The sequence below is a fragment of the Bacillus sp. IBL03825 genome (assembly GCF_024712505.1).
Taxonomy (GTDB): domain Bacteria; phylum Bacillota; class Bacilli; order Bacillales; family Bacillaceae_G; genus Bacillus_A; species Bacillus_A wiedmannii.
The window spans coordinates 2,895,087-2,920,800 of record NZ_JAMXKE010000001.1; the positions used below are offsets into that span (position 1 = coordinate 2,895,087).

Sequence of the window (25,714 nt, forward strand, 5' to 3'; positions counted from 1 at the left end):
GATGCTTTCTTTATAAAAAGAAGGATTTCACAAAAGTCTCGAGACTTTTGTGACACCCTTTTTTATTACCCTGCCATTTTATTAATACTATCTTCTGGTGAAAATACCGAAATATGATTTACCTTACCAGTCGATTTTGGAATAATGAATTTTAACTCAAACTGATTGTTTACTTTATATACGTATATTTTATCTTCCCCATTTACTTTAACTGAAGCTGGTTTTCCTAATGCTTTCTCTATTTCTTGTAATGTAATTAATTTTAGCTCTGCATGATAGGAGCGTACATCAAAAACTTGTGATCCTTTATTAAAACCGAAGGAAACATTTTTATTTGTAAAGGTAGCGTACATTCCGTTGCCTGCTTGTTCCGTTTTATCTGCTTTACCCCAATCTTTTTCTATTTCTTCAATATCACCTGTATGTGCTGCGAACGGAACATTAGGTACTTTTCCTTCTTTCGCTAGTTCAAACAAATCTTTAATGTGGTTAATTGATTTTTGATTTATAACTGTATCTTTCGTGCTTGAATCTGTCTTTGTTTTTTCTGATCCTTCATTATTTGATTTTACTTCAGGCTCTTTCTTTTCTTCAGAAGAATTATTTTGTTCGTTTTTACTATTTTCCGAGGTTGGGTTTGTTTCCTTTTTTTCGTCTGTCCCTTTACATGCTACTAATGCAAATATGCATGTAAAAGCGAGAAATAACATAGCTATCTTTACATACACTTTCATACATTTCAGCCCCCCTATTATAATCTTATTCCTTTCGATAACCAATCCATGACACCGCTTTTCAAATTGTGTTTGTTCCAAAAAGTAAATGCTTCACTCTCTCCCAATACTTGTACAACATATTCTACAAAAGCTGTTCCTAAAAAATAACCGAGTCGGTTGTATCCAAAATACTGTCCTCCAGATAACCGAAACCACTCTTTCTCTTTTTCAAACGTCCATCCTTCTATATAATCTTCCAAAAAACGATTCTTTATTTGTTCTTCATTTTCTATATAGCATTGTAACCAACGTTCGCCATCATTGTTATATGAGTAGTACACTGATTCATTTAAACCTCTCATAATTTGCTTTGATAAATATGTTGCAACACCTTCACGATACAAATTAACTGATCCGTCAGTCCAATCGGCTTTCCCCCAATCCATTCCATCATTGTGTAACATAACATTATGATATATATGTCCTATTTCGTGAGCGACAATAACACGAAGGTGATTTACATCTGGAGATAATTTTTCTGCCGCAAAAAATATGTCTCCAATAATTTCCCTTTCTACAAATGCATTAGAGCCAAAAGCTCCAACAAATAGATGAAAATTCATATTTACATCAAAGTTATATTTATAATGATATTCATTCGTTATTTCTTGAATAATAGTCGGTAATGTTTCTGCAATGATACGAATTTCTTCTATTTTTGCGGGATATTGTTTAATGGCATTAGAAACTCGTTCTCTCGTATGTGGACAATGATACTTAAAGTATTCTTCAAATATCTCTGGATACGAAGTAAAGTATTGGTTGAGGACTGCTAATTCTACATCGTTACTTTCCCATAATTTTAAAAAACTTGGAATTGTATTATTTATCATTTTTTCCATCTCCTTATATATCCCTTCTCGCCATTTACACTGCAATCCTTCCTGAAACGTAGAAAAAGCAACAAAGAAAGATGAGTCTTCTTTGTTGCTTTTTCTGTTTAATCAAACCATTTATCACCATCAGAAATCCATTTACCATTATGCAAATCATAACATTTATTATAATAATAAAAAAAGCTGCCCAAAAAGGACAGCTTTACATATGTATTTTTACACTTCGATTGATTTACCATCTTCAACAATATGATAAAGTAAGTGAGCTAAATGATGAATTGGGCCATACTCTTCCTCTTCCTCATCTGTTTCACCGTGGAATTCAAGATCATTTAAGTATAGTGCTAAAAATTGATAGTATAATTTTAAATCAAATCCGTAGCACGCAGTTGGCTCTTCATGATCCCCTTCGTATTGTAACATTAAGTATTGATCATTACCTTCTGCATCTTCTGCATCAAAGAATACGAAGAATCCAACGTTTGTATCTAAATCAAATAGATGACGAGTGCCTTTTTCTGTTGCTTTATTGAAGTCCTCTTCACTTAATTTATGTACTGTTGTCGCTTTAGCATTATCTTCTTGATGGAAATTTACTGTAAATGTTTTCAATGCTGACACCTCCTGATTGTATAATACTAGCATAACATATAAAAAGGACTGCTTACAAATGTAAACAGTCCGTACATTCATTTCCGCATTGCTCGTAATAAAAAGCTTACGATGAAAATTAAAATAATCGCACCGATTAAAGCTGGAATAATTGCAAACCCGCCTATTACAGGGCCAAAACTACCAAGTAATTTCGTACCAACCCAAGAACCGATAATACCAGCAATAATATTACCAATTACACCACCTGGTACGTCTCTTCCAGTAATTAAGCTTGCAAACCATCCTAATAAACCACCAACGATTAAAGACCAAATCATATGATAACCTCCTTTATATTTCACCAATCAAAATATAATTAGAAACAATTGCTTACCATTAGTTATGTTACATTTTCCATAAGTTATTCATACAGCTTAACCACTAAGTTAGTTCAAAACAGTGAACGATCTTTTTTGAACTGACAATTTATACAGTTCCACATATTAAGGACAATCAGGCTTTAATATCGTTCGCATAAATTCTTCTTTAAAAGCCAGATAGTTAAAACCAACTGCAATTTTTTGGATAGGCCTATTATCAAACGTTGTCGGCTCAGCTATTTTTCTAAAGTCTGCCACACTTTGTCCTCTTGTTACGTCATTTGTCGTACTAATCCAAACTGCAGATTTTTTATATTCAAAAATATCATCATTTATAAAAGAAATGAACGGAAGTAAATCGTGAATTGGACTTCCAGCAATACCCGGGTATTCTTTTTTATAAAAGTTCTCATAATAAAAATCGATCATTGGTTTAATGAGTTTTGCCTGCCCTGTTCCTTCTTTATTAATCATATCCAACATTTCAGGAGTAATTAGAGCGTCTTGTGTTACATTTAACGGATAAATAGTCGCATTCTTTGCGTACTTCATAACAATATTTGCGGCGATTGGATCTCCATAAAAATTCGCTTCTGATACAGGATTAACGTTACCAGGAAATAAAAAAGCACCACCCATAATATAATACGAACATACCTTATCCATGACATTTGGATATAATAAAAATAACGTTGCCAATGTTGTTAATCGTCCTGTCGCTACAATAATGATATCTTCTGGACAAGGCTCAATTAATTTAATTAATTCACAAAAATTTTCCCGTTTACAAATCCTCATATCAGGTGGAATAATTGGACCTAAACCGTGATCTCCATGAATTTCAGGAAAGAATAAAGGTTCTTCTGCTGTCATCGGTCTTGCTGCACCCTCAATGATTTTTACTTCTGTAGCATAGTATCTTTCTAAAAAATACACATTTTCCGTTACAATCTCTCGCGATACATTCCCATATTCAGCAACAATACCTATAATATCTAATTTACATGTTTTATTTGCATAAATTAACGCCACAGCATCGTCAATACCAAAGTCTCCAAAAAAGATGATTTTCTTATTAACTATCCTCACCCCTCTTCAGCATAGTCTACTACTATTATTATGTGAAAAAGACAAGGCTGTGAAACGGTACAAACTAAAAAAGCCACCTATTTATTGGCGACTTCAATCTTTTTATAAGATAAATATGCTAGTACATTTTTACTTGAATCGTATTTTGGATTATTTCCTTTTCTCGGTTCTCTCATATGTGTTTTTTCAAATCCAGGAATATCTGGAATTTTCTCCATAAATTCAAGCATTTCTTCTTCAGTTCCTTCAATACGTACGCGAATCATTATTATATTTCCTCAATTCTCATTTTCTCTGTACTAAGTATAACGTACTTTGAAAAGACTGCAAGAAATTTATCTTTTTAATGTCGCGCTTTTTTTGCATACAAACAATGCCATTTCAGTATAAAACGAATTTATTTTATTATTTTCAATTTGAATATTAAAGAATTCTTGCATTTCAACTGGTGTTTTCATCATACATTCTGTTAATTTCATACGTTTCTGCAAAGGTACATTCATCATATCGCACCACCAGTCAAATTCAAATTTCTTGTCAAAAGTAAGGCATGATTGCATTTGCAAACCGTTTTTTTCTAACATGGTAATCCATTCTGTTTTTTTCAGCGCTCGTTCATGACTCGGATCTCGCTTTTTTTCTATAAAATTATAAAATGTATCAAATTCATTATTTTCCGGTGAAACATTATCTATCAAAATAAACAATCCATTATGTTCTAACGTACGATTTACTTCATAAATAAACTGAGCTGGATTCGTAAAATGATGTGCTGCAATTCGGCATGTAATCGTATCAAAAGAACTATCGGCAAACGGTAAACTTTCAGCGTTTCCAGCGACAAAAGATACATTTTCATATCCATTACTTATAATAAAGTTTTTTGCATTCTCTAACATTTTTTCTGTTAAGTCTAAGGCAACTACTTCTTTAAACAATGGAGCTAATACATTCGCAACATGTCCACCGCCAGTAGCAATATCAAGAAGACGATTATTATGACGAGACTCTACTTGTTGAACTACATATTGTAAATCCGGTCCTTTTGCATGAATTTTACTTTTTACATACTTTTCCGCATTATTACCAAACTGTTGTTTTACAAGCTCTTCTTTACTCATTTTATCATCTTCTTTCTATTGTTACTTACATATAAGATTCATGTAATAATTAAAGTTCTCTTTATGTATTTTCAAATCCTCTTTTCAGCTTACTTCTTATCATGCTGTCCTATCATCGATATAATATTAATGTTACGTTTTATTACTAAACAAAAAAGGCTACGGGAACTTGTCCCCTAACCTGACTAAATATTTATTACATTTTTACTTTTTCATATACATCTATATAATATAAATCCTCTTTCAACTTCATAATAACGTCTACTTCGTTATAAGTAGCCTCACGAGCATGTAAACCAAATTGATCCATACCAATCCATATCCATCCAGGTGTATGCTGTAGAACATCTATGTTAAAATAATCTAATTTAATAAGCTCCGATTTAATAAAATTATCTTTATTAGCGATTTGTTTATCTATTAAACCATATTCTTTTCCATTTTCAAGTAGCGATATAATTTTCCCTAAAATCGGATGTTCACGTATAATAAAATGATATTCCCTTTCGTCTACATTCGCCATAATTAAACAAGAATTAGATAAATCAGATCCTAAATTCGACATCTTTATTTATTCACCTCCTTTATGAGTTTCACAAACATAATAACAAATGAATATTCAAATAAAATTAATATAATGTAAAAAATAAAAAAGCTGACTCCCTTTTAGAAATCAACCTTTATATTTGGATCATCTGTATACTTTTACAAACTATTATAATGTTTCTTTTTCCTCATCATTCCCGGAAACTAAATTCCCAATAGCATCTGCCGTTACTTCAACTACAAATTCACAAATACCTGCTACAACTTCTCCAATTACTTCATCCATCTTTTTACCCCCTTATTTTATGTAACTTATTTGTAGTATAGAAGAGATTGGTTATTTTTAACTATCGGAAAACGTGACAAAAACATTACAATTTTGTAATGTTTTGTAATTTGTTTAGTTCCTATCCTTTGAAACTCCAAGTATGATTAACAAGCATATAGGCCATCATAATATCAATTAAGTTCCAATTATGCTAGAGGAGGCGTGTAAAATATACTACGTAAAATTAATTAAAGGTCAATCATTCTATGCTTTTGATCATCGTTTCTTAATGTCTGAAGAAGAAAAGGTTTCCGAGAAAGTTTATAATTACTTACGTCGTAATGAATTTTTCGAAGTACGTAAAGAAGAATATTCAGCCTGATGTATTAAAAGCATCAAGAAAAATATCATTTAATTGTGATATTTTCTTGATGCTTTTATTTTATTTATCCTTAATTTCAATGAATATGTAATCATTGGTTGTATGCATTTTGACTTACTTGTTTCATCTATTAACACATCAAATTTTTGACAAATCAAAAAGATTGAAATCCACTCATGAAACACGTAATATAGACTCTGACTCTAAAAAAGTTCGTTATAAATTATACATAAAATAAGGAGGTTTTATATACGAGTTTTTCATTTTAAAAGACGGAGAGGTTTTACATTATGTGGCGTAATAAAAATGTTTGGATTGTGTTAATTGGGGAGTTTATTGCTGGTCTAGGGCTATGGCTTGGTATTCTTGGCAACCTTGAATTTATGCAAAAATATGTCCCTTCTGATTTCATGAAATCAGTTATATTATTCATCGGACTATTAGCTGGTGTACTAGTTGGTCCTATGGCCGGTCGTATTATCGATCAATATGAAAAGAAAAAAGTTCTTCTTTATGCTGGGTTCGGTCGCGTTATTAGTGTTATTTTTATGTTTTTCGCTATCCAATTTGAAAGTATTGCCTTTATGATTGCATTTATGGTTGCTCTTCAAATTTCTGCAGCATTTTACTTCCCTGCATTACAATCTGTAATTCCACTCATCGTACGTGAGCATGAGTTATTACAGATGAACGGTGTACATATGAATGTAGGTACAATCGCTCGTATTGCAGGTACTTCACTAGGTGGAATTCTTTTAGTTGTAATGAGTTTACAGTATATGTATGCCTTCTCAATGGCAGCATACGCTTTATTATTCCTCTCAACTTTCTTCCTACAATTCGAAGATAAGAAATCAACAACACCAAGTAAACAAGCTGCGAAAGATAATAGCTTTATGGAAGTCTTTCGTATTTTAAAAGGAATTCCTATTGCTTTTACAGCACTTATATTAAGTATTATCCCTCTATTATTTATAGCCGGATTTAATTTAATGGTAATCAACATTAGTGAAATGCAACATGATCCAACGATTAAAGGCTTTATATATACCATTGAAGGTGTAGCATTTATGTTAGGGGCCTTCGTTATTAAACGTTTATCTGACCATTTCAAACCTGAAAAATTATTATATTTCTTCGCTGTTTGTACCGCTTTTGCACATCTTTCCTTGTTCTTTAGCGATATAAAATGGATGTCTCTTACATCATTTGGTTTATTTGGTTTTAGTGTTGGTTGCTTCTTCCCTATTATGTCGACAATTTTCCAAACGAAAGTGGAAAAAAGCTATCATGGTCGTCTCTTCTCATTCCGTAATATGTTTGAGAGAGTTATGTTCCAAATTGTCTTACTCGGCACAGGCTTCTTCTTAGATACGATTGGATTGCAATATATGGTTCTCATTTTCGGTGTGATTTCATTATTAATTATTTTCATTTCATTATCTAAACAGAAACAATATGAAAAACAACCTTCGCAATCTGCGAATTTATAACATAAACAAAGACGCATGGATCATATTTGATTAATCCATGCGTCTTTGTTATATAAAGCCTTATTTATTACGTTTATTGTAATTATTTAAAGGAGTACCCTCTTTCGCTTTCGAATACAGTATACTAACATGATATATACAGGAGGTGCGAAATTGTCTGATGTTATGCAGTTATTTAGTATCTTTATTTTTGTATTAGCTCTGTTTAGCATCATAAACTTTTTAGCTATTTCCTTATCTGGACATAACTTTAAAAGAAGAATTATCGCAGGTTTCATATTTTTACTGATAACTCCTATTGTTTTTTTTGCTACCTTAGCATTCGCTTCTATATTTGATAAAGCTGGATTTGGCGCAGGTGGGCTAGCCTTCATTGTTGCAATTATATATATTTTAAATGGAATAATGATCCTACTTTCCTCATTATTTTTCCTCAAAAGAGACATAACATAGGCTATAGTACTCTGCATGAATCTGACTTTATACTAGATTCATGCTTTTTCAATTCTCCCAAAATTTTTATGTGAAATTAAATAATTCTTTATAAAAATTTAAACTTTATTTATTACAATATTTGTATCGTATTCGCACGTTTATTGAAAATGAAAAGAAAGGAGTACAAAATGAAAAAGATTCTATTAATTATTCCAATATTCATCGTTCTACTTAGCGGATGTAGCAATAATGATATATACGGTTCTTGGGAAGTCGTTGACAACAAAAATGGTCTTTGCCCTGCATCTTATAAATTTGAAACAGTTGTAAAAGAAGAAAAGAAAGAAAAAATTGTTCAATATTTAGTTGAGATGCAAACATCAAAGGAAAAAGAAGATTTATACAAAGGCTCATTTGTAAAGAATTCTAATGTATATCACATTGATTATGGTAACTCATTTACATCGGATCAAACTTTAAAAGTTGTCGATGGCAAATTAAATGTATACTTTTATGCAGTGGAAAAGTTATGTACATATAAAAAGAAATGATTACACTTCATATAAGACGCAGAAAATATTTTCTGCGTTATTTTTAATTTACAAAACCTCCCCAAAAACATTTCCCTCTTTTAAATCTTTAAATTTAAATGTAGTATTATATAATAACAATATTTTAATGCGAGGTGCTTTTTTTGAGAAGTTTAAGTTCATTAATTGTATCAACAATCTGTTCCATTATCCTAATCCTATGGAGTGCACTTTCATTTTATGAAAGATTCTCGACAGGAAATTCATACTATTGGCTTAGTGGTATATTAGGCCTCGTTTTCATGTTCTTTTTCATCCAAAATATGCGGGATATACTTAATAAAAACTATAAAACATCCTAAACCGTATAGAAATATATAATAAACAATTCAGTTAACCAATCCTTATTTACAACGCCCTTTCAAAAAAGACTAATCCTCCCTCTAAATTTGTCAATCGTTTTAATTTTCATAAAAAAATGATAAAATGTAAACATGTGTTTTCAGAATAATTAAAAACGCAGAAAGAAAACACTGTTTTTAGGAGGGGTTTTGATGACTTACACGTTAGCAACTAGAATGAAAGCATTCCAATCTTCTATATTTAGTGAATTAGGGGCTTATAAAAAAGAAAAAATTGCAGCAGGTCACAAAATGATTGATTTAAGTATCGGGAATCCTGATATGCCGCCTGCTGACTTCGTAAGAGAAGAAATGGTACATACAGCAAGTAAAAAAGAAAGCTACGGATACACATTAAGTGGTATTCAAGAATTTCACGAAGCTGTAACTGAATATTACAACAACACTCATAACGTTAAATTAAATGCCAATAAAGAAGTTTTATTATTAATGGGTTCACAGGACGGACTCGTTCACTTACCTATGGTTTATGCAAATCCGGGAGATATTATATTAGTTCCGGATCCAGGATATACAGCTTATGAAACTGGAATTCAAATGGCTGGTGCAACATCTTACTACATGCCATTAAAGAAAGAAAATGAATTCTTACCTAATTTAGCAGCTATCCCCGAAGATATTGCTGATCAAGCAAAGATGATGATTTTAAACTTCCCAGGGAATCCAGTTCCAGCAATGGCTCATGCAGATTTCTTTAAAGAGGTAATCGCATTTGCGAAAAAGCATAACATTATTGTTGTCCATGATTTTGCTTATGCTGAATTTTATTTTGATGGCAATAAACCAATTAGCCTCCTCTCTGTACCTGGTGCTAAAGAAGTTGGAGTAGAAATCAACTCTTTATCAAAAAGTTATAGTTTAGCAGGTAGCCGTATTGGATATATGATTGGAAACGAAGAAATTGTTCGTGCACTTACTCAATTTAAATCAAATACAGATTATGGTGTGTTTTTACCAATTCAAAAAGCGGCATCAGCGGCACTAAGAAATGGCGCTGCGTTTTGTGAGAAAAATCGCGGTATTTATCAAGAACGTAGAGATACTTTAGTTGATGGATTCCGAACATTTGGTTGGAATGTTGATAAACCAGCTGGTAGTATGTTCGTCTGGGCCGAAATTCCGAAAGGCTGGACTTCTATAGATTTCGCTTATGCATTAATGGATCGTGCGAATGTCGTTGTTACACCAGGTCATGCATTTGGACCTCATGGAGAAGGCTTTGTACGTATTGCACTTGTTCAAGATAAAGAAGTGTTACAACAAGTTGTTGAAAACATTAGAAATAGCGGTATTTTTTCTCTTGAAAAAGTAAATGAATTAGTTAAAAATTAATGATAACTCCCCTGCTTAACTATAGCAGGGGTATTATTTATTGGAGGTACTTTCATATGCATATTAAAGACACTCTTCCTCATCGTTATCCTTTTTTAATGATTGATAAAGTAACAAATATAATCCATAGTCAATCCGTTACGGGATATAAACTCATTTCAAATAATGAATGGTTTATAAATGATAATCAAAAACATATGCCTCATATGTTAATTGTAGAAGCACTTGCTCAGCTTAGTGCATTTGTACATACAAGTGACTCTGAAGGGCTAGGCTTCCTCTCCTCATTAGATGGGGTTGAATTCCATGGAAACGCATTTCCCGGTGATAAGCTTGATTTACATTATGAGCTAACTCGTAATCGACGAGGTTTTATTCTCGGTAAAGGTACTGCAACTGTTAACGATCGGCCGATTGTAACTATAGAAAAACTATTAATATATCAAGCAGAATAGAGATGATGTAATTCGTCGGGATATCTCACTCCTACAAATTCGTTTCACTAATATGAACAGAGTAAATAAATTACTTGGTTAGGGGCATGAAAATGGAAAGTACTATCGGTATCGATGCCGGAGGAACATTAACGAAAATTGCTTATTTGAACGAACAAAAGCAATTAGCTTTTGAAAAATTTTATTCAAATGAACAAGATAAAATAATAGATTGGCTTAAGAAAAACACTCGTATAAAACAAATATGTATAACAGGTGGTAAAGCAAAACAATTACAGCAACTACTTTCACACTCATATAAAATAGTAGAACGAAACGAATTTGAAGCTACTCTAATAGGTGTCCAATACATATTAAAAAAAGAAAAATATGATATAAATAACTTTATATTAACAAATATCGGTACAGGTACTTCCATTCATTACGTTTATAATGACCAATATATTCGCGCTGGTGGAACCGGTGTTGGCGGTGGTACTATTATGGGGCTTTCAAAATTGTTAACAAATATAGACTATTTTGAAGATGTGATTCCTTTAACAAAAGTAGGTTCTAGAAAAGAACTAGATATTACGGTTGGAGATATTTATGGTGGCATTCTCTCTCCTATTGATAATAGCTTAACTGCAAGCAATTTCGGAAAAGCTACCAAAACAGATTCAAATTTTAGTAGTGCTGATATACTAGCAACTGTGCAAGGGCTTGTAGGTGAAGTCGTTACTGCATTAAGCCTTCAATTCGCCGAAACAAAAAACATTGACCATATTATTTATATTGGTTCCACTCTATGTAATAACGTACACCTTCAAAATATTATTAGTAACTACACAAAATATCAAAATAAAACACCAATCTTTTTACGAGATGGTGGTAATAGCGGTGCGATTGGTGCTTTACTTCATGTTACGAATAAAAAAAGCTGACTTTTGTCAGCTTTTTTGCAACGGTACTTCAAATTCAATAATTGATTTCCCGTTTTCTCCAATTCGCTCTACACTAATTCTATCAATTACACATTGTAACTTTTCAGGGAAACTCTTAATTTCCTTAGCTACTTCAGCAGCTAACTCAGTACTTTCTTTTCTCCCGACTGTTACATGCGGTATGTACGAAATATCTTCTTTCAAAAATTGTAATAAAGCGCCTGTATACAGCATATCATGAAGTTCTTCTATTTGTTTTTGCCCCTTTTCAACTCGTAAAAATAAATATTCCCCTTCACTCGTAATTTGATTCGCAAATTCAATTTCTATCTCCTGTATCCCTTTTGATAATTTTAAAATATGTAATTTCAGCTCATCATTTGAAGTCGAGCTTTCAAATGGGAATACAATTGTAATATGCGGTGGGATTAAACCGAATAAAGGATCATGTTGTTTCCTAATGTCCTCTATTTCATTAATAGACATGTCGTTTAGAAAAAGTAAAATTGTACGCATTTTTATATCCCCTACTTTCTCTTTTTTATATTCATCATATTGTATGGTAGCTTGCACTTCAACAAATGATTTCAATTACATATAAAAAGAAAAAACTTCTCAAAAGAAAAGTTTTTTCTTATAAAGCATGATTACTATTTTCCCGCCAAACTTTCCTAAACTTTATATAACTAGCTATTCTCCAAGGGATAATATACGATACTGCAATAACATAAAATAATAAACCAATCGTTTGTTGATCTAAGTCAACAATATATTGTCTTGAACCGTATCTTAAAACGACAAGTGCAATAAAAGTAATTAAAAAGGCTGCACTTTTTTTCGTATAAATATTCCCATCATCTCTTCGCTCATAATTTGTTAAAACTATAAGTGGTACGGCGAAAAGAACCCCAATGAATGCTGCTATTATACCTTGTAAAATAGCTGGATGTACGGGACCAAAAAACCATAAAACACCAGGTGTTAAAAATAGTAATGGCCACAAAATACGTATCCCACTGCCCTTTATTGGCTTATACATAGAACGATAACGACGCCAGAGTATTAGTAGTGCAATGCATAAATAGACTGTAACGAGTGAAGATGTATCTCTCATTTGTTTTTCCTACTCTCCCAAAATATTTACTTAATTACACTTTAAATTGTTTGCTCAAATGATACTTTTTGAATAAATATACCGCTAGTCACGATATAGACGATAGTTAATATAATTGAAATGACAATAAAGTATGGGATATCTATTAAAGATAGATTAGATGTAGAATTTAAATCCTGTATTCCTACGTCTGCATAAAGCACACTATTCAATGATATAAAAAATGTTCCGCCTATCATAAGACCAATCCACTTAAAACGTTTCTTAATCACTACTGCTACTTGAAAGAAAGTTGCTATTGTAACATACAATAATAGTTGTACAATAAACTGTTTAACTGAGTGTTCTCCTAACCTTTTGCATTTGGTACTAAAATCGCTAGATAAATAACGTTAAAGAGAAAATTCTTCTCCATCGTATCCTTACCATCAAACCAATATGTCTCAACCATATCTTCTGTAAGGGCTCCAATCCCTCTTGCACCATAGTTTACCTTTATACTTTCATTCTCTAAACTTATACTTTGAAATGTTTCACCACCAGGTAAATGATTAAGAATTGCAACCACATCTGAGTTATTATCAAACATATGTCCCAGCATATTTCTTAAAAGCACCAGGTTCAATATCAGATATTTCTTTTATTCTTTCTCCGCTAGAACAAGCAGAAATAATTAAAAAAATTGTTAGCATAACAACCACATTACGATGCATATATTTCATTTAGCATCCCCCATTATTATCGATATTTCGTTCATTACAATACTTCTTCTCAAAACCCTTTAAAATATACGCATTTTAATCAAAATTAAAAATTTTCGATTTTTATGTTTACAATTATCCATTAATTGTATATACTTACTAACGTAAGAAAAAATTCTAAAAGGAGGTCGAAGGAAATGATGAAATTACAATTACATGCTTTAACTTTAGCGTTAACTGCACCTTTGTTTTTCGGACAATTAAATATGAATTCGACCACCCTAATGGAGAATTGAAAATCGCACTTTATTTCTATTAATTCATAAATTCGCCACAGGAGGTCGTATACTTTCCTGTGGCTTTTTGACGCCCAGCCGTAGGAGAACTATATCTTCCTGTGGCTTTTTTGTGCGATTTTTTAGCCTCTTATATTATTTTTTAAAGAAAGGAGCAACATTCGATGACTATTAGCGTATTGTTTTTAAGTATTACGATTCAAAGAAATACAATTTCCAAAGATGAAATTTTTCATAACGAGCAAATTGAAAAAGCTATGAATGATGTTAAGGAGCGCCAAGCGCTTTATTGTGATCACCTGTAATTCCTTTTCGAGAGGAGGAATTCATTTATGGCTTTTCATATTTTCTTTTTTACAACTGTACTTCAGAAAAAGACTTTATCTGAAGATGAAATCATTCGTAAACAACAATTAAAGCAACTGACTGATAAAATGACTGACATTAAAAGTTCATACTATACGCAAATGTATTAAAAATATATTTTTAAGGAGCAATACCTTCATGAAATTTAAAGCATTCTTTTTAACAATCACCATTCAAAAACGTAAGCTTTCTCAAAGTGAGATTTTGCGTGAGCAACACATTCAAACTATTATGGACGAAGTGAAAGAGCACCAAGCTTCTTATTACAGCCGTCTTTTCTAAATAACTTTTAAAGGAGCAATATCCTAATGAAATTCAAAGCATTCTTTTTAACAATCACCATTCAAAAACGTAAGCTTTCTCAAAGTGAGATTTTGCGTGAGCAACACATTCAAACTATTATGGGTGAAGTGAAAGAGCGTCAAGCTTCTTATTACAGCCGTCTTTTCTAAATAACTTTTAAAGGAGCAATATCCTAATGAAATTTAAAGCATTCTTTTTAACGATTACCATTCAAAAGCGTAAGCTTTCACAGCAAGAAATTTTGCGTGAGCAACACATTCAAACTATTATGGGCGAAGTGAAAGAGCGTCAAGCTTCTTATTACAGCCGCCTTTTCTAAATAACTTTTAAAGGGGAAAAAACATATGAAATTTAAAGTATTCTTTTTAACGATCACCATTCAAAAAACTAAGTTCTCAGACAGTGAGATATTGCATGACCATCAAATTAATAAAGCTATGGAGGATGTAAAAGAACGTCAAAGTCACTACTGTAGCCATCTATAATTCCTTTCGAAAGGAGGAATGTATCATGAAGTTTCACCTTTTCTTTTTAACAATTACAATTCAGAAAAAAAACTATTCTGATGCGGAATTAAAACAAGAACAACAATATAAACAGGTTATAGACGAAATTCGAGATCGTAGAAGCAAATACTACTCTCACCTATAAATCTTTAAAATATAAAAATTGAAAGGAGTCGATTATGATGTTGATAGCACGTTCTAAAGAAATGATTTGGATAGTTCAGAGGGATTCCACATAGTTTTATAGACATACTATCACACAAGTATATCGTTATATTTGATGTGTAATAAATATATAATAAAATTACACCCGTACACTTTTAATGTTGAGTAATAAACAAAAGATACACCACTTAAAAAGCGGTGTATCTTTCTCAATTTATACTATTTCCGATTATTTCGTTTCGTCTTAAACAATCTCACTAAGTTCGAAACAACTGTTTTCGTTACTGCATAAACTGGCACTGCTAAAATCATTCCGATAATTCCCGCAAAGTTACCTACCCCTAAAATTAAAATAATAATTGTTAACGGGTGGATATTTAATTTTGAACTCATAATACGCGGTGAAATGATGTTACTTTCAAACTGTTGTACAATTGTTACGATAATAATTACGTACAACGCTTGCATCGGAGATACGAACAGACCTACAATAACAGCTGGTGCTGCACCAATAAATGGACCTAAATTAGGAATGATATTTGTAAATGCTGCTATAATTCCTAAAACGAAAGCGTACGGTAAATCGATAATTAAATAACCGATAAAAGTAAAAGCACCTACAAATATACAAACGAGCGCTTGCCCTTGAATATACGCAGATAATGTTTCGTTCGTTTCCTTAATGATACGAAGTCCTTCTTCACGGTAAGACACAGGTAATAGACTAACTGCTTTCCCTGGAAACGCATGTCCATCTTTAAACATATAAAATAAAATAAACGGTACTGTGAAGATAACTAATGCAACGTTTGTGATAATACCAAATAAAGCCGTTGCACTCGACGTAATCGTGTTTGGTATATCCTTTAAGTATTCAATCGCGTTTTTCTCAATTGTTTCAATGGAAACGTAGTTTTGTGTAGATAACCATTCAAATAATCTGTGATGGGATAAATCTTGTATGTATAGTTTTCCCTCTTTAATATAACCTGGCATATTTTTTACTAAATCCATTAACTGTTGTGAGATCGTTGGAACAACTACCCCAACTCCAACTGCAGTTAATGTTATAATAAAAAGATATAACAGTAAAATCGCTAAATTTCTAGGTACTTTTTTATTCTCCAAAAAGACTAACAATGGGTTAAATATGAAGTATAAAAATAACGCGATTAAGATTGGGAAAAACAACGTAGATATGAAGATACCAATCGGTTGAAATAGAAACGATATTTTTGTGCAAATAAATATGATCGCTACAACCATTAGCACTTCTAATGTCCAAAAGTGCACTTTCGATTTCAAAAAAACGTCCTCCTTTAAACTAGCACTTCTCTTCATTGTACCAAAATAAGCAAGAATTTCACATAATATTTTCCTTTACAATATTCCAAAATACCAATAAATACACTACAATGAGATTACATACAAATTTGCAGGTAAAGGTGATAAAAATGACACAATGCATCATATGCAGAAAAGATACGAAAGAACTTAGTGAACAATATGTCATCCCCGAAATATTATGTGGATATTATTTCACAAACTCAATTTGTGATACTTGCCATGAACAAATGACAACAAATATTGATCGTCCCTTAATTCGGCATAAATTAAGTCAATTTAAGATTGAACAAATGAAAAAACAAATTGATTCCCCGCTCTATACGAATGAACATGGTGAGGAACTTGCGGCTGCTGAGACAGATGTTGTTGAAGTAAGTGATGAAATACTTTATTCCAATACATTAATTATGAAACTATGTAAAAAGCACGATATTTCACTACATAATGAAATTTGGAAAGAAGAACGTGTAACGAAAGTAGCTAGCTCTATTCAACGTGAATTACTTTTAGATAACCGTAAATACAAAATGAGTGTATTAAAAATGGCTTATACTTTCGCTGTACAAGCTGTTGATGGCTATTTTGAAGATCCAGATGCGATTGATATTTCTAACATTCTATCAAATGCCGATTTTATGGAATTAAAAGAAAAAAGTATAGTTCGCGATTTAAGTAAAAGTTCTTTATGGAATACATTAAATACAAATAGCGAGAACCATTACTTTATTTTATTAAGTGATAAAGATGGCCTGTTCTGTTTCATTCGTCTATTTGATATATTTGACGTTGTCGTTCACTTATCAGAAAAGAGATATGAACTTTCATCTCCAATTGTCGGCGTAAATGATGTAAATAGACAGGAATTTTATATCCAAACTTTAAAACAGTATATGGATGGGCTATTTAAAGAAAAAAAACCTTCTATTTAATCGAAATCAGAACATACGGTCTCCTTTCTTGACGAAAAGACACTGTGTTATAATAAGTATGAAAAGAACAATACAATCACATAAACCAATTATTAATTGTAAATAAATAAAAAAGACCAGTGTGCGGCTACACACTAGTCCACGTAACTTAGCAGATTGGATTGTTCATTTATCCTATTTGTTTCTTACAAACAAAACAACCCACATTCTATTGGCATAGGTGGGTTGTTATTTTTTGAGCTTGTCTATTAAAACGACGACGAACGTTAACAATGCAACGAGAAACAGTCCACCCTGCAGTAACAACGCTATTTCACTCACGTATTATCACCCCCCTCCTATTCGGAGAAGTGATAATTGAACAACCAACCGTACCTTAAGTTACTATTTAATTTTACCATATTTTCTAATAGTTTACGATGAAAACCCGCAAGTGAAATACTTGCGAGTTTTTTATCCCGTATTAACAGGCAATAAACAAAATGTAGCAAAACATAGGTGAAACTGCCTGCAAATGCCCGATTGGTTCAACTAATAATCCTTTGGGACAATTCACCCAAAGGATTAAAGTTTCATTTTATTTCTCACTATTTTTTTAATGCATATGCATCAGCGATCATTTCCCCAACAATTTTATTTTCTTGTTTCTTCTCGTCTTTCAATAAAGGAAATAACAGTTCTGCCACTTCATATGCCTCTTCTAAATGGGGGTATCCTGATAATACAAACGTATCAATTCCTAACGCTTCATATTCTTTTATTCTTTCTGCTACTGTATGCGGATCTCCAACAAGCGCAGTACCCGCACCACCTCTTACAAGCCCAATTCCAGCCCATAAGTTAGGACTTATCTCTAACGACTCTCTCGTACCTTTATTTAAGTGTGTCATTCGTTTTTGTCCGACTGAATCATATCTTGCAAATGTTTTTTGAGCGAGCTCAATTGTTTCATTATCTACATATTGAATTAACCTTTCAGCTTCTTCCCATGCTTCTTCTTCTGTCTCTCTTACAATTACGTGTAGTCTAATACCAAATTTTACGTTACGCCCCTTCTCTTCCGCAAGTTTTTTTACTTCATCTATTTTCTCTTTCACTTGCTCTGGTGGCTCGCCCCACGTTAAATATACATCACTATGTTCAGCTGCAACTTCTTTACCTGCAGCGGACGATCCGCCAAAATAAATTGGTGGATACGGTGTTTGAACCGGAGGAAATACAACTTTACTCTCCGTAACTTTAATATGTTTTCCTTCTAAAGAGATTGTTTCACCTTGTAATACTGACTTCCAAACTTTTAAAAATTCATCCGCTGCTTCATATCTTTCATCATGTTCAAGATATAATCCATCGCCATGCAATTCAACAGGATCTCCTCCAGCTACTACATTAATAAGTAACCTCCCATCTGAAATTCTATCAAATGTAGATGCCATCCTCGCTGCAACTGTCGGTGACATTAGTCCTGGTCTAACTGCTACTAAAAATTTTAATTTCTCTGTCTCAGCTGCAAGTGCCGATGCTAATACCCATGGATCTTCACACCCTTGACCAGTTGGAAGTAATACACCCGAATATCCTAAATAATCAGCTGCAGCTGCAACTTGTTTATAATAACCATACTCAGCTGCTCTTCCTCTTTTTGTCGTTCCTAAATATCGACCATCTCCATAAGCCGGAATAAACCATAATAATTCCATACCTTTACACACCCCTTATTTATTTTGAAACGCATACTAACATACTCTATATAAATTACCCCTAATAATTTACCCCGCTATTTGCGGGCAGTAAGATCCCCACCTTAAAATTCAGCGAAAGCAAAGAAGTTAGGTGGGGGATTGACCCTCCCCACTGATTAAAGTTTCACTTTATATGTTAATTCCCTGTCTCTCCTTTAAAATTATCTCGCCATCTTAAAAACTTCACTTCTAGTAAACGTACGAGTGAATCAGAAAACTTTCCAACGAATGCAAAAATAATAATGCCGACAAATACGATATCTGTATTTGAAAATTGCCTTGCATCCATAATCATATAGCCGATACCTTCTGTAGACCCCATAAGTTCTGCTACTACTAAACTCACCCATGCAACTCCTAAAGATAACCTTGCTCCCAGTAATAGATTTGGCAATGCGGCAGGTAAAATTAATTTTGTAATTAATTTTCTTTTACTAAACTCTAACACTCTCGCAACATCGAATAGTTTTGAATCTACACCTCGTATCCCTAAAAACGCGTTTACGTATAAAGGAAAAAATGCACCGTCCGCAATTAATAATACTTTCGATGTTTCTCCGAAACCGAACCATAATACGAAAAGCGGTGCAACAGCTAAATGAGGTACAGTTCTTAACATTTGTACAGATGGATCTAAATATTGCTCACTTCTCGTTGAAAATCCAACAATCGTTCCTAAAATAATTCCTAAACTCCCGCCGATAAAGAAACCAGCCGCAGCCCTGAATACACTGAAACTTAAATGACCGAATAACTCTCCTGTTTTTATAAGTTCTTGAAAAGCTAGTAATATATCTAATGGTGTTGGTAAAACTGTTTTAGAAACTAAATCGAATACGCCGGCTAACTGCCAAATAATTAATACGATAATCGGTATAGTAATCGCTCTTACTAGCACTTTTACATTCGTCTTTCGCACTTTCTTTACATTATTTTTGCCAATCGTTATACCCGTTGGTTTCATAACAGCTTTCGTATTCTCCAATTTACAAAACCTCTTTTCATTTCGCCTTTAATGCTTTTTCTACGAAAGAATTGTCTACTACTTTATCTGTCTTAATTTCTTTCTTTATAGAGCCTAGCTTATATTGAAAATCCGCTGTCTTTTGCTGTTCCGCTATTATTTCTTTCGTTACTGGAACTAAAATTGGTTTGTCGTGATTAAACACTTCTTTTACAATTTCGGCATCTATTTTCTTTGCAGAAGTATATATTTTTATCGCTTCATCTAAGTTTGACTCTTGCCATACACGTGCTTTTTCATAAACTTTAAGGAATTTCTCAACTAATTCTGGGTGCTCCTTCGCAAATTTTGTTCTCGCAATTAAAAATTCTGGAGAAGAAACATTTAATAGTTCACCATCTGCAATAACTTTTGCCTCTTTATTTAACGTATGTAGCGAGATGAATGGATCCCATATCGCCCATACATCTACTGATCCGGATTCAAATGCCGGCTGTGCTTCATCTGGTTGTAACTGAATAACATTTACATCTTTCGCATTGATACCTTCTTTTTCTAAGGCTCGATACAATAAATTAAACGCGCTACTCCCTTTTGCTACCGCAATTTTTTTACCTTTTAAATCTTTTACACTCGTAATCTTACTATCTTTTTGTACAAGAATCCCTGTTCCTTTTCTCGCATAACTTGTATTAGCAATTTCGGTAAATTCAATACCTGCTGCTTGTGCTGAAATAACTGGGGAGTTTCCCACTTCACCAAAGTCTAATCGATTTGATGCAATCGCTTCAAAATAAGGAGGTCCGCTTTGAAACTCTGTCCATTTCACCTTAACCCCTTCTTTTTTAAACTCCTCTTCAAACCATCCTTTTTTCTGTGCTAATAATAGCGGGCTTAATCCTTGCTGTATACCAATTTGTACTGTTACATCTTCCTTCTTACTACTTGCTGTGCTTTTTTCACATCCAAATAAAAATAAAGAAATAGCTACTGCAAAAGAAAGAACTTTAATTTTTTTATACATATACTCACTCTTTCCCTATATACTTGTTTGAATTAATCCCCCGTGTTCAAACTGCTGTAATACTTTCTTTCGAATTTCTTGGAATGACTCCGAAGTTTTACTACGCGGATAAGATAAATTATTTTCAATCACTTTATGTATTTTTCCAGGCTTTGCACTCATGATGACAATTCGGTTCGAAAGATATATTGCTTCGTCTATATCATGTGTAACGAATATCATTGTCGTCTTTTTTTGTTCCCAAATGTTGAGCAGTACTTCTTGCAAATGACTTCGGGTAAATGCATCCAGTGCTCCAAATGGTTCATCAAGCAATAATACATTGGGATCCCTTAACAACGCTCTTGCAATCGCAACACGTTGTGACATCCCGCCTGATATTTCTTTCGGATATGATTTTTCAAAACCGTCTAATCGAACAATTTCAACCCATTCCTTTACCTTATCCTTCACATACTTATCTTTTAATGACAAATCAGCTGCAATATTTTCTTCCACTGTTAGCCATGGAAACAATCGATGCTCTTGAAATATAAATCCTTGCTTCTTACTCGGTTTTGTTATACGCTCCCCGTCAATAATGATTTCTCCTTCAAAATCGCTGTCTAAACCTGCAATAATTTTTAATAGTGTACTTTTTCCGCAACCACTCGGACCAATTACTGTAACAAAATCCCCTTTCTCTAATTGAAAATTAATATTCTCTAATACTTGAACCGTAGCATTTTGTTTCGAAAAATATTTTGATACTCCATCAATTGAAACAGTCACTTCTTCGCCTCCTTGAAATGATTCATCTAAATGAACAGATTCAGTATTTATGCAATAAAAAAACCAAAGGCATTTTATCAATAGATAAAATGCCTTTGGTTTCTCCAATCAGCAATACGTAATAGAATTAAGTACATATTATACAAATATTTCCGATAAGTCAACTGGGTTTTGTTTAAAAATACATATGATTCGTTTGAACATCCTTATTGTTATTTATTTAAAAATTATTTTTTATGGTTCTTAATCCACTGTAACCAATAAGAAAACTCACATGCCAAATGCATTTGATGCGATTTAATAAGGCTATTAGGACAAAGTGCCGGAAACTCTACAACTAGACTTACTTCTATACCAGTATCTGTATCTTTGAATTGATGTCGAACTCCACCAATAGTAGTACCGTCTTTCATACGTGCAACACCTGTTGATTGGTATTGATAAGACTTATCTCGAGGTGTCTTCAATCCCGTTTCGTCACCAAAAACAATAAAAAATTGAACTGGAAATGGAGAATTACCAGTAGTTTCGATAACCTCTAATTCATTTTCCCCAAAGGGTCTTAGTACGTAGTGATCTGGACAGGCTGATAAATTCACTTGATCATTTTCATCTGATTGTTCAAGCATAAAACTATCAATTCCATTTATCGCTTCTTCTGCTGTAATCCCATCTAAATAGATACTTGTTTTTGAAAATTTTCGTCTATCACCAGATAAAACAGTACAAATACGCATACCCATTTCACTTAATTTCAGTTTAATTTTCAACTTATCATACATTTCATTGTATGAATGATTTAACTTTAGTTCCGTTAGTTTTTTTTTCATAACGTCTGTATCATTTAATTCCGGTTCTTTATGTCCTAATGTATTTAAAACTTTTTTAATACGTTCTCTTTTCCACTTTGTAAGTTGTTCATTCGAAATATTGTTTCCATCAATAATAATTTTCATATACATTCTCCTTCGATTTGATCGTATCGTATCGTATTGTATTTAATACTAAATTAATCATTTCTTGCTTCGTGTCTAGATTCAAATTCACCTCTGAATGAGCAATACTGCTAAGACCGTATAAAATAAATCCTGATGCTAATAATGAGTTATTAGTATTAAAAATCCCAGTTTTCACCCCTTCTTCGATTACTTGTCGAATTAATGGCTGCATTCGCGTAAATAATTTCTGTTCCAGTTGAAAATGTTGTTCCGTCTGAAACGAACTCACATTTTTATAGGGTGCTAATTTTTCGATAAATGTCCAAAATATATTTAGAGAATCTTTCAGCTTTTGCATGACAGACCGTTCATTAGAAATAAGTATTTCTTCAATTAACTCCATATTTTTCACAATAAAATCATTTAATACTTCATCAACAAAATTCTCTTTAGACTTGAAGTAATAATAAAATAAGCCCGTTGCTACACCTGCATGATTCACAACATCTTTTATGCTAAATCCTTTCATACCATTTTTCATATATAGTTCAAAACCAATATCCATCAACTCTTGCCTTCTAACATCTGGTTCTTTTGATATTCTTTTCATAGGTCATCTCCTACTATGTTTTACCTTCGACTGAATCTGATTCAATCATAAACGACTGAACTATATTCAGTCAATATTAGTTTCCACAAAAAAAGAGTAATCTCAAGAAATATACATCTAACCTTAGACTTATCAAAAAGTTAGATCATATAACTTAAGACTACTCAATTTCATTAAACACATATTTTCTTTTCAAATCGCTTTAGTTTAACCACACCATTTCTGTCTCTACAATCATTTGAGGAAGCGTCTTTTGAATTATTTCCTCTAATACATTAAGAGCTTCATTCACATCCCCCCCCTCAAAACCCTCTAAAGGCTCAGGTAACTCATCCTCATCTAAAATAAAATATTCTCCACTTGGAAGTACCAATATATCAATAATTAAGTCTTCAAATGACACTAATTCGTCTGTTATTTGCGTATTTTTTACAACATTAAAATAAGAGCCTAAATACATTCCATTTTTATCTCTCCATATGTATAAATTGTACAGACGATTTTCCCAGTAGTATGCAATGGTGTAACTTCCTTTTGGGATTGTTAAACTCGCACGATGTGCAGTCATTGTAAATGAATACTGAACCTCATGAAATAACACGATACTTTGCAACTGCTTTTCAAGTAATAAGCAAGTGTGATCTACTACGGTCGAGTCATACCGAATTTTTCTTTCTATAATTTTACTTTTTGGTGTTAGTAATTTATTCATTCTTTGTTTCCCCTTATGCTATTTCTAATCTTAATTATATCCATTTATATAGTGATAAAGAAGTGTTTGGTCTCCAAATACACAATAAAAACTCCCTCTTATTTTAGAAGGAGTTTTTCACTGTCCATGTTTCATATTTTTTCACTTCTAATGGAAGCTCATTCGTTTTCAACCACTTCACTGCACTACATACAAGTGGAGATGAATTGTCTTCTGTAATGCTTTCTATAGAAACCCATCTCGCTCCTAAAGAATCTTGACCTTCAAATTGTTTTGGTACTATGATTTTCCCTGCACTCTTTTCAACATCATACAAAACTGCAATATGGTGTACATGTGTATAATCTTTAAACTTTGAAGGGTATTGAAAATCAACCGTACCTACTTGCTTTATAACCTTTACTTCTAATCCAGTTTCTTCTTTACATTCCCTATGGAGTGCCGATAACAACGACTCCTCTTCATTAAAGCTCCCACCAGGTAGATCATATCTGTTCTTATATGGACCTTTTGATTTATCAATTACTAATATATTATTATTTTCGATACAAATACCATACACACCAAGCGCACGATAAAAATTAGTAGCATTATTCATGGTTCAATTTCTCCACCATCACATCATAAAATTTTCGTTCCTCATCAACATTTAAGTAAACACGACTTACTGTTTTAGAAAATCCATATAATAATTGTGCTTTCATTGGCTCTTTGAGTATTATTTCAAATATTGGAGGTTCCTTTATAAATTCCATCACCGTTGCGTCAAGAACCTCTTTCTCTTTTTTTAAAAGTTCCCCTTTATAAAACGTAATCTTATCAATTTGTGTAAACGGTATAATGATTTTCTTCCCTAATCCAATTTGAATAATTACCTGTTCTTCCGTAACAATAATTGGATTTTTACGCATTGCTTGAATTTCAGCTAAAAAATAAAACATTGCATATACATTTAAAATAAGTAACACCCATGCTACAACTGGATTCCATTGATGAAACAAATAATGAAAACCGATACTTTCTATTAAGGTCGCATGGATGATCATAATATATACACCTATTGCACCAGTCTTTTTGTGATATGAGTATACGTATTCACCTTCTGGTACTTTTTCACGCCACGATAAAAATGCATAATAAATTAGCTTACACTCTGTTACAATGATATCTATTAATTTATTTCTTTTCATAGTGGCGTCAAACGCAGCATCAATTGCATAAGAAAATGAAGAATACTGACTTTTATATTCTTTATATTTTTTTATTATGTTAGGAAGCTTTCTAACAATTTTATATAGAAGGAATAACTCTAAACATACAAAAGCAATTTCTCCTGCAACTATACTATAAGAAACGTATGAAAAAGCTTGTAAATAGTCGCTTGGAATAATAAATCTTGCAAATATATAACCAGCTATTACAACAGGAAATATATAAGTTAACGAGTATCTTTTTCGAATAATAAAGAAATACGTAATGACTGGAATTACAAACATGCAATCTAATAATGATCCAAGAACAACTTCTTTCGGAGTAGCTGGTACAATCGGAAGAGCATACAATAAATAGTTTGATAACAAGATTAAAGATACGAGTCCAATCCAGATACCTTTTCGCCTTCGCGAAAGTGCGACACTCATACTT

At 32.6% G+C, this 25,714-nt stretch carries 36 protein-coding genes and 2 pseudogenes; 15 read left to right on the forward strand and 23 right to left on the reverse strand.

What is annotated here, in order from left to right:
* Positions 1–65: 65 nt before the first annotated feature.
* From NHG49_RS14830 to NHG49_RS14865, 8 genes are all read right to left on the reverse strand, one after another.
* Positions 66–734, reverse strand: coding sequence for a YjgB family protein (locus NHG49_RS14830; protein ID WP_064475555.1), 669 nt, complete (start codon positions 732–734; stop codon positions 66–68).
* 17 nt (positions 735–751) lie between these two features.
* Entirely contained in the window at positions 752–1,609 is an 858-nt protein-coding gene (locus NHG49_RS14835; protein ID WP_064475556.1) for a gluzincin family metallopeptidase, read from the reverse strand.
* Positions 1,610–1,828: 219 nt separating this feature from the next.
* Positions 1,829–2,224, reverse strand: a complete 396-nt coding sequence (locus NHG49_RS14840; protein ID WP_000847586.1) for a hypothetical protein — start codon at positions 2,222–2,224, stop codon at positions 1,829–1,831.
* 77 nt (positions 2,225–2,301) lie between these two features.
* Positions 2,302–2,544, reverse strand: a complete 243-nt coding sequence (locus tag NHG49_RS14845; protein ID WP_064475557.1) for a GlsB/YeaQ/YmgE family stress response membrane protein — start codon at positions 2,542–2,544, stop codon at positions 2,302–2,304.
* Between the two features lie 165 nt (positions 2,545–2,709).
* On the reverse strand, positions 2,710–3,675 hold the full coding sequence (locus tag NHG49_RS14850; RefSeq protein ID WP_258126187.1) for a nucleoside hydrolase: 966 nt from the start codon (positions 3,673–3,675) through the stop codon (positions 2,710–2,712).
* A 77-nt stretch (positions 3,676–3,752) separates the two neighbouring features.
* A complete protein-coding gene (locus NHG49_RS14855) occupies positions 3,753–3,941 on the reverse strand; it encodes a DUF3970 family protein (protein ID WP_064475559.1) in 189 nt (62 codons plus the stop codon).
* 69 nt (positions 3,942–4,010) lie between these two features.
* Positions 4,011–4,796 carry a class I SAM-dependent methyltransferase gene (locus NHG49_RS14860; protein WP_064475560.1) on the reverse strand — a complete coding sequence of 262 codons (786 nt, stop codon included), beginning with the start codon at positions 4,794–4,796 and terminating at the stop codon, positions 4,011–4,013.
* A 196-nt stretch (positions 4,797–4,992) separates the two neighbouring features.
* Positions 4,993–5,361, reverse strand: coding sequence for a hypothetical protein (locus NHG49_RS14865; RefSeq protein WP_098103617.1), 369 nt, complete (start codon positions 5,359–5,361; stop codon positions 4,993–4,995).
* Between the two features lie 478 nt (positions 5,362–5,839).
* On the opposite strand from NHG49_RS14865, the gene NHG49_RS14870 reads away from it, so the two are divergent.
* The 7 genes from NHG49_RS14870 (at position 5,840) to coaW (ending at position 11,582) form a co-directional block, all read left to right on the forward strand.
* The gene (locus tag NHG49_RS14870) at positions 5,840–5,992 is read left to right on the forward strand and encodes a YqbF domain-containing protein (RefSeq protein WP_071723536.1); all 153 of its coding nucleotides are present in this window, start codon (positions 5,840–5,842) and stop codon (positions 5,990–5,992) included.
* Positions 5,993–6,282: 290 nt separating this feature from the next.
* Positions 6,283–7,485 (forward strand): MFS transporter, encoded by a 1,203-nt coding sequence (locus tag NHG49_RS14875; RefSeq protein ID WP_000269247.1) that lies wholly within the window; start codon positions 6,283–6,285, stop codon positions 7,483–7,485.
* A gap of 165 nt (positions 7,486–7,650) precedes the next feature.
* Positions 7,651–7,938, forward strand: coding sequence for a hypothetical protein (locus NHG49_RS14880; protein ID WP_370458089.1), 288 nt, complete (start codon positions 7,651–7,653; stop codon positions 7,936–7,938).
* Positions 7,939–8,108: 170 nt separating this feature from the next.
* Complete coding sequence (locus NHG49_RS14885; protein WP_064475563.1) at positions 8,109–8,471, forward strand: hypothetical protein; 363 nt, start codon at positions 8,109–8,111, stop codon at positions 8,469–8,471.
* Positions 8,472–9,004: 533 nt separating this feature from the next.
* A complete protein-coding gene (locus NHG49_RS14895) occupies positions 9,005–10,204 on the forward strand; it encodes an LL-diaminopimelate aminotransferase (protein ID WP_258126191.1) in 1,200 nt (399 codons plus the stop codon).
* Positions 10,205–10,260: 56 nt separating this feature from the next.
* Positions 10,261–10,659 (forward strand): 3-hydroxyacyl-ACP dehydratase FabZ family protein, encoded by a 399-nt coding sequence (locus NHG49_RS14900; RefSeq protein WP_242290108.1) that lies wholly within the window; start codon positions 10,261–10,263, stop codon positions 10,657–10,659.
* 92 nt (positions 10,660–10,751) lie between these two features.
* Complete coding sequence (gene coaW / locus NHG49_RS14905) at positions 10,752–11,582, forward strand: type II pantothenate kinase (protein WP_242290109.1); 831 nt, start codon at positions 10,752–10,754, stop codon at positions 11,580–11,582.
* 6 nt (positions 11,583–11,588) lie between these two features.
* Here the strand turns inward: coaW and NHG49_RS14910 are convergent, their stop codons facing one another.
* The 4 genes and pseudogenes from NHG49_RS14910 to NHG49_RS14925 all read right to left on the reverse strand — a co-directional run.
* Positions 11,589–12,098 carry a 2'-5' RNA ligase family protein gene (locus NHG49_RS14910; protein ID WP_076539234.1) on the reverse strand — a complete coding sequence of 170 codons (510 nt, stop codon included), beginning with the start codon at positions 12,096–12,098 and terminating at the stop codon, positions 11,589–11,591.
* 118 nt (positions 12,099–12,216) lie between these two features.
* Positions 12,217–12,696 (reverse strand): CcdC family protein, encoded by a 480-nt coding sequence (locus NHG49_RS14915; protein ID WP_242290110.1) that lies wholly within the window; start codon positions 12,694–12,696, stop codon positions 12,217–12,219.
* 41 nt (positions 12,697–12,737) lie between these two features.
* A pseudogene (locus tag NHG49_RS14920) lies at positions 12,738–13,049 on the reverse strand (DUF4052 family protein); the annotation flags it as partial.
* Positions 13,049–13,418: pseudogene (locus NHG49_RS14925) on the reverse strand (DUF4825 domain-containing protein); the annotation flags it as partial. The pseudogenes NHG49_RS14925 and NHG49_RS14920, both read right to left, overlap by 1 nt.
* A 439-nt stretch (positions 13,419–13,857) precedes the next feature.
* On the opposite strand from NHG49_RS14925, the gene NHG49_RS14930 reads away from it, so the two are divergent.
* Genes NHG49_RS14930 through NHG49_RS14960 form a run of 7 tightly spaced genes read left to right on the forward strand, consistent with a single transcriptional unit; the run spans position 13,858 to position 15,013 of the window.
* A complete protein-coding gene (locus NHG49_RS14930; RefSeq protein WP_000156189.1) occupies positions 13,858–13,998 on the forward strand; it encodes a YrzI family small protein in 141 nt (46 codons plus the stop codon).
* 27 nt (positions 13,999–14,025) lie between these two features.
* Complete coding sequence (locus NHG49_RS14935; RefSeq protein ID WP_064475571.1) at positions 14,026–14,169, forward strand: YrzI family small protein; 144 nt, start codon at positions 14,026–14,028, stop codon at positions 14,167–14,169.
* A 28-nt stretch (positions 14,170–14,197) separates the two neighbouring features.
* Complete coding sequence (locus NHG49_RS14940) at positions 14,198–14,341, forward strand: YrzI family small protein (RefSeq protein WP_017560126.1); 144 nt, start codon at positions 14,198–14,200, stop codon at positions 14,339–14,341.
* A gap of 26 nt (positions 14,342–14,367) precedes the next feature.
* Positions 14,368–14,511: a YrzI family small protein gene (locus tag NHG49_RS14945; RefSeq protein WP_098111721.1), complete on the forward strand. Its 144-nt coding sequence runs from the start codon at positions 14,368–14,370 to the stop codon at positions 14,509–14,511.
* 26 nt (positions 14,512–14,537) lie between these two features.
* Positions 14,538–14,681 (forward strand): YrzI family small protein, encoded by a 144-nt coding sequence (locus NHG49_RS14950; RefSeq protein ID WP_000668981.1) that lies wholly within the window; start codon positions 14,538–14,540, stop codon positions 14,679–14,681.
* A gap of 25 nt (positions 14,682–14,706) precedes the next feature.
* Positions 14,707–14,847: a YrzI family small protein gene (locus tag NHG49_RS14955; RefSeq protein WP_000669812.1), complete on the forward strand. Its 141-nt coding sequence runs from the start codon at positions 14,707–14,709 to the stop codon at positions 14,845–14,847.
* A 25-nt stretch (positions 14,848–14,872) separates the two neighbouring features.
* On the forward strand, positions 14,873–15,013 hold the full coding sequence (locus NHG49_RS14960) for a YrzI family small protein (protein WP_064473550.1): 141 nt from the start codon (positions 14,873–14,875) through the stop codon (positions 15,011–15,013).
* A gap of 239 nt (positions 15,014–15,252) precedes the next feature.
* Here NHG49_RS14960 and NHG49_RS14965 read toward each other — a convergent pair whose 3' ends face one another.
* On the reverse strand, positions 15,253–16,338 hold the full coding sequence (locus NHG49_RS14965; RefSeq protein ID WP_064475575.1) for an AI-2E family transporter: 1,086 nt from the start codon (positions 16,336–16,338) through the stop codon (positions 15,253–15,255).
* Positions 16,339–16,487: 149 nt separating this feature from the next.
* On the opposite strand from NHG49_RS14965, the gene NHG49_RS14970 reads away from it, so the two are divergent.
* A complete protein-coding gene (locus NHG49_RS14970; protein ID WP_064475576.1) occupies positions 16,488–17,309 on the forward strand; it encodes an HNH endonuclease in 822 nt (273 codons plus the stop codon).
* A gap of 228 nt (positions 17,310–17,537) precedes the next feature.
* Here the strand turns inward: NHG49_RS14970 and NHG49_RS14975 are convergent, their stop codons facing one another.
* The 10 genes from NHG49_RS14975 to NHG49_RS15020 all read right to left on the reverse strand — a co-directional run bounded on the left by NHG49_RS14975 (position 17,538) and on the right by NHG49_RS15020 (position 25,710).
* Positions 17,538–17,630: a putative holin-like toxin gene (locus NHG49_RS14975; RefSeq protein WP_001289320.1), complete on the reverse strand. Its 93-nt coding sequence runs from the start codon at positions 17,628–17,630 to the stop codon at positions 17,538–17,540.
* 266 nt (positions 17,631–17,896) lie between these two features.
* The gene (ssuD, locus tag NHG49_RS14980) at positions 17,897–19,009 is read right to left on the reverse strand and encodes an FMNH2-dependent alkanesulfonate monooxygenase (protein ID WP_149173534.1); all 1,113 of its coding nucleotides are present in this window, start codon (positions 19,007–19,009) and stop codon (positions 17,897–17,899) included.
* Between the two features lie 178 nt (positions 19,010–19,187).
* On the reverse strand, positions 19,188–20,036 hold the full coding sequence (locus NHG49_RS14985) for an ABC transporter permease (protein ID WP_064475578.1): 849 nt from the start codon (positions 20,034–20,036) through the stop codon (positions 19,188–19,190).
* A gap of 16 nt (positions 20,037–20,052) precedes the next feature.
* Positions 20,053–21,039, reverse strand: coding sequence for an aliphatic sulfonate ABC transporter substrate-binding protein (locus NHG49_RS14990; RefSeq protein WP_149173533.1), 987 nt, complete (start codon positions 21,037–21,039; stop codon positions 20,053–20,055).
* A gap of 15 nt (positions 21,040–21,054) precedes the next feature.
* Positions 21,055–21,810: an ABC transporter ATP-binding protein gene (locus NHG49_RS14995; RefSeq protein ID WP_064475580.1), complete on the reverse strand. Its 756-nt coding sequence runs from the start codon at positions 21,808–21,810 to the stop codon at positions 21,055–21,057.
* Between the two features lie 227 nt (positions 21,811–22,037).
* Complete coding sequence (locus NHG49_RS15000) at positions 22,038–22,766, reverse strand: hypothetical protein (protein ID WP_064475581.1); 729 nt, start codon at positions 22,764–22,766, stop codon at positions 22,038–22,040.
* On the reverse strand, positions 22,750–23,358 hold the full coding sequence (locus NHG49_RS15005) for a TetR/AcrR family transcriptional regulator (RefSeq protein ID WP_149173532.1): 609 nt from the start codon (positions 23,356–23,358) through the stop codon (positions 22,750–22,752). The genes NHG49_RS15000 and NHG49_RS15005 overlap by 17 nt, the downstream gene beginning before the upstream one ends.
* A 202-nt stretch (positions 23,359–23,560) precedes the next feature.
* Positions 23,561–24,070 carry a ribonuclease FAU-1 family protein gene (locus tag NHG49_RS15010; RefSeq protein WP_098111719.1) on the reverse strand — a complete coding sequence of 170 codons (510 nt, stop codon included), beginning with the start codon at positions 24,068–24,070 and terminating at the stop codon, positions 23,561–23,563.
* Between the two features lie 103 nt (positions 24,071–24,173).
* Positions 24,174–24,668, reverse strand: coding sequence for an NUDIX hydrolase (locus tag NHG49_RS15015; protein WP_001057918.1), 495 nt, complete (start codon positions 24,666–24,668; stop codon positions 24,174–24,176).
* A complete protein-coding gene (locus tag NHG49_RS15020) occupies positions 24,661–25,710 on the reverse strand; it encodes a hypothetical protein (RefSeq protein ID WP_064475583.1) in 1,050 nt (349 codons plus the stop codon). The genes NHG49_RS15015 and NHG49_RS15020 overlap by 8 nt, the downstream gene beginning before the upstream one ends.
* Positions 25,711–25,714 lie beyond the last annotated feature (4 nt).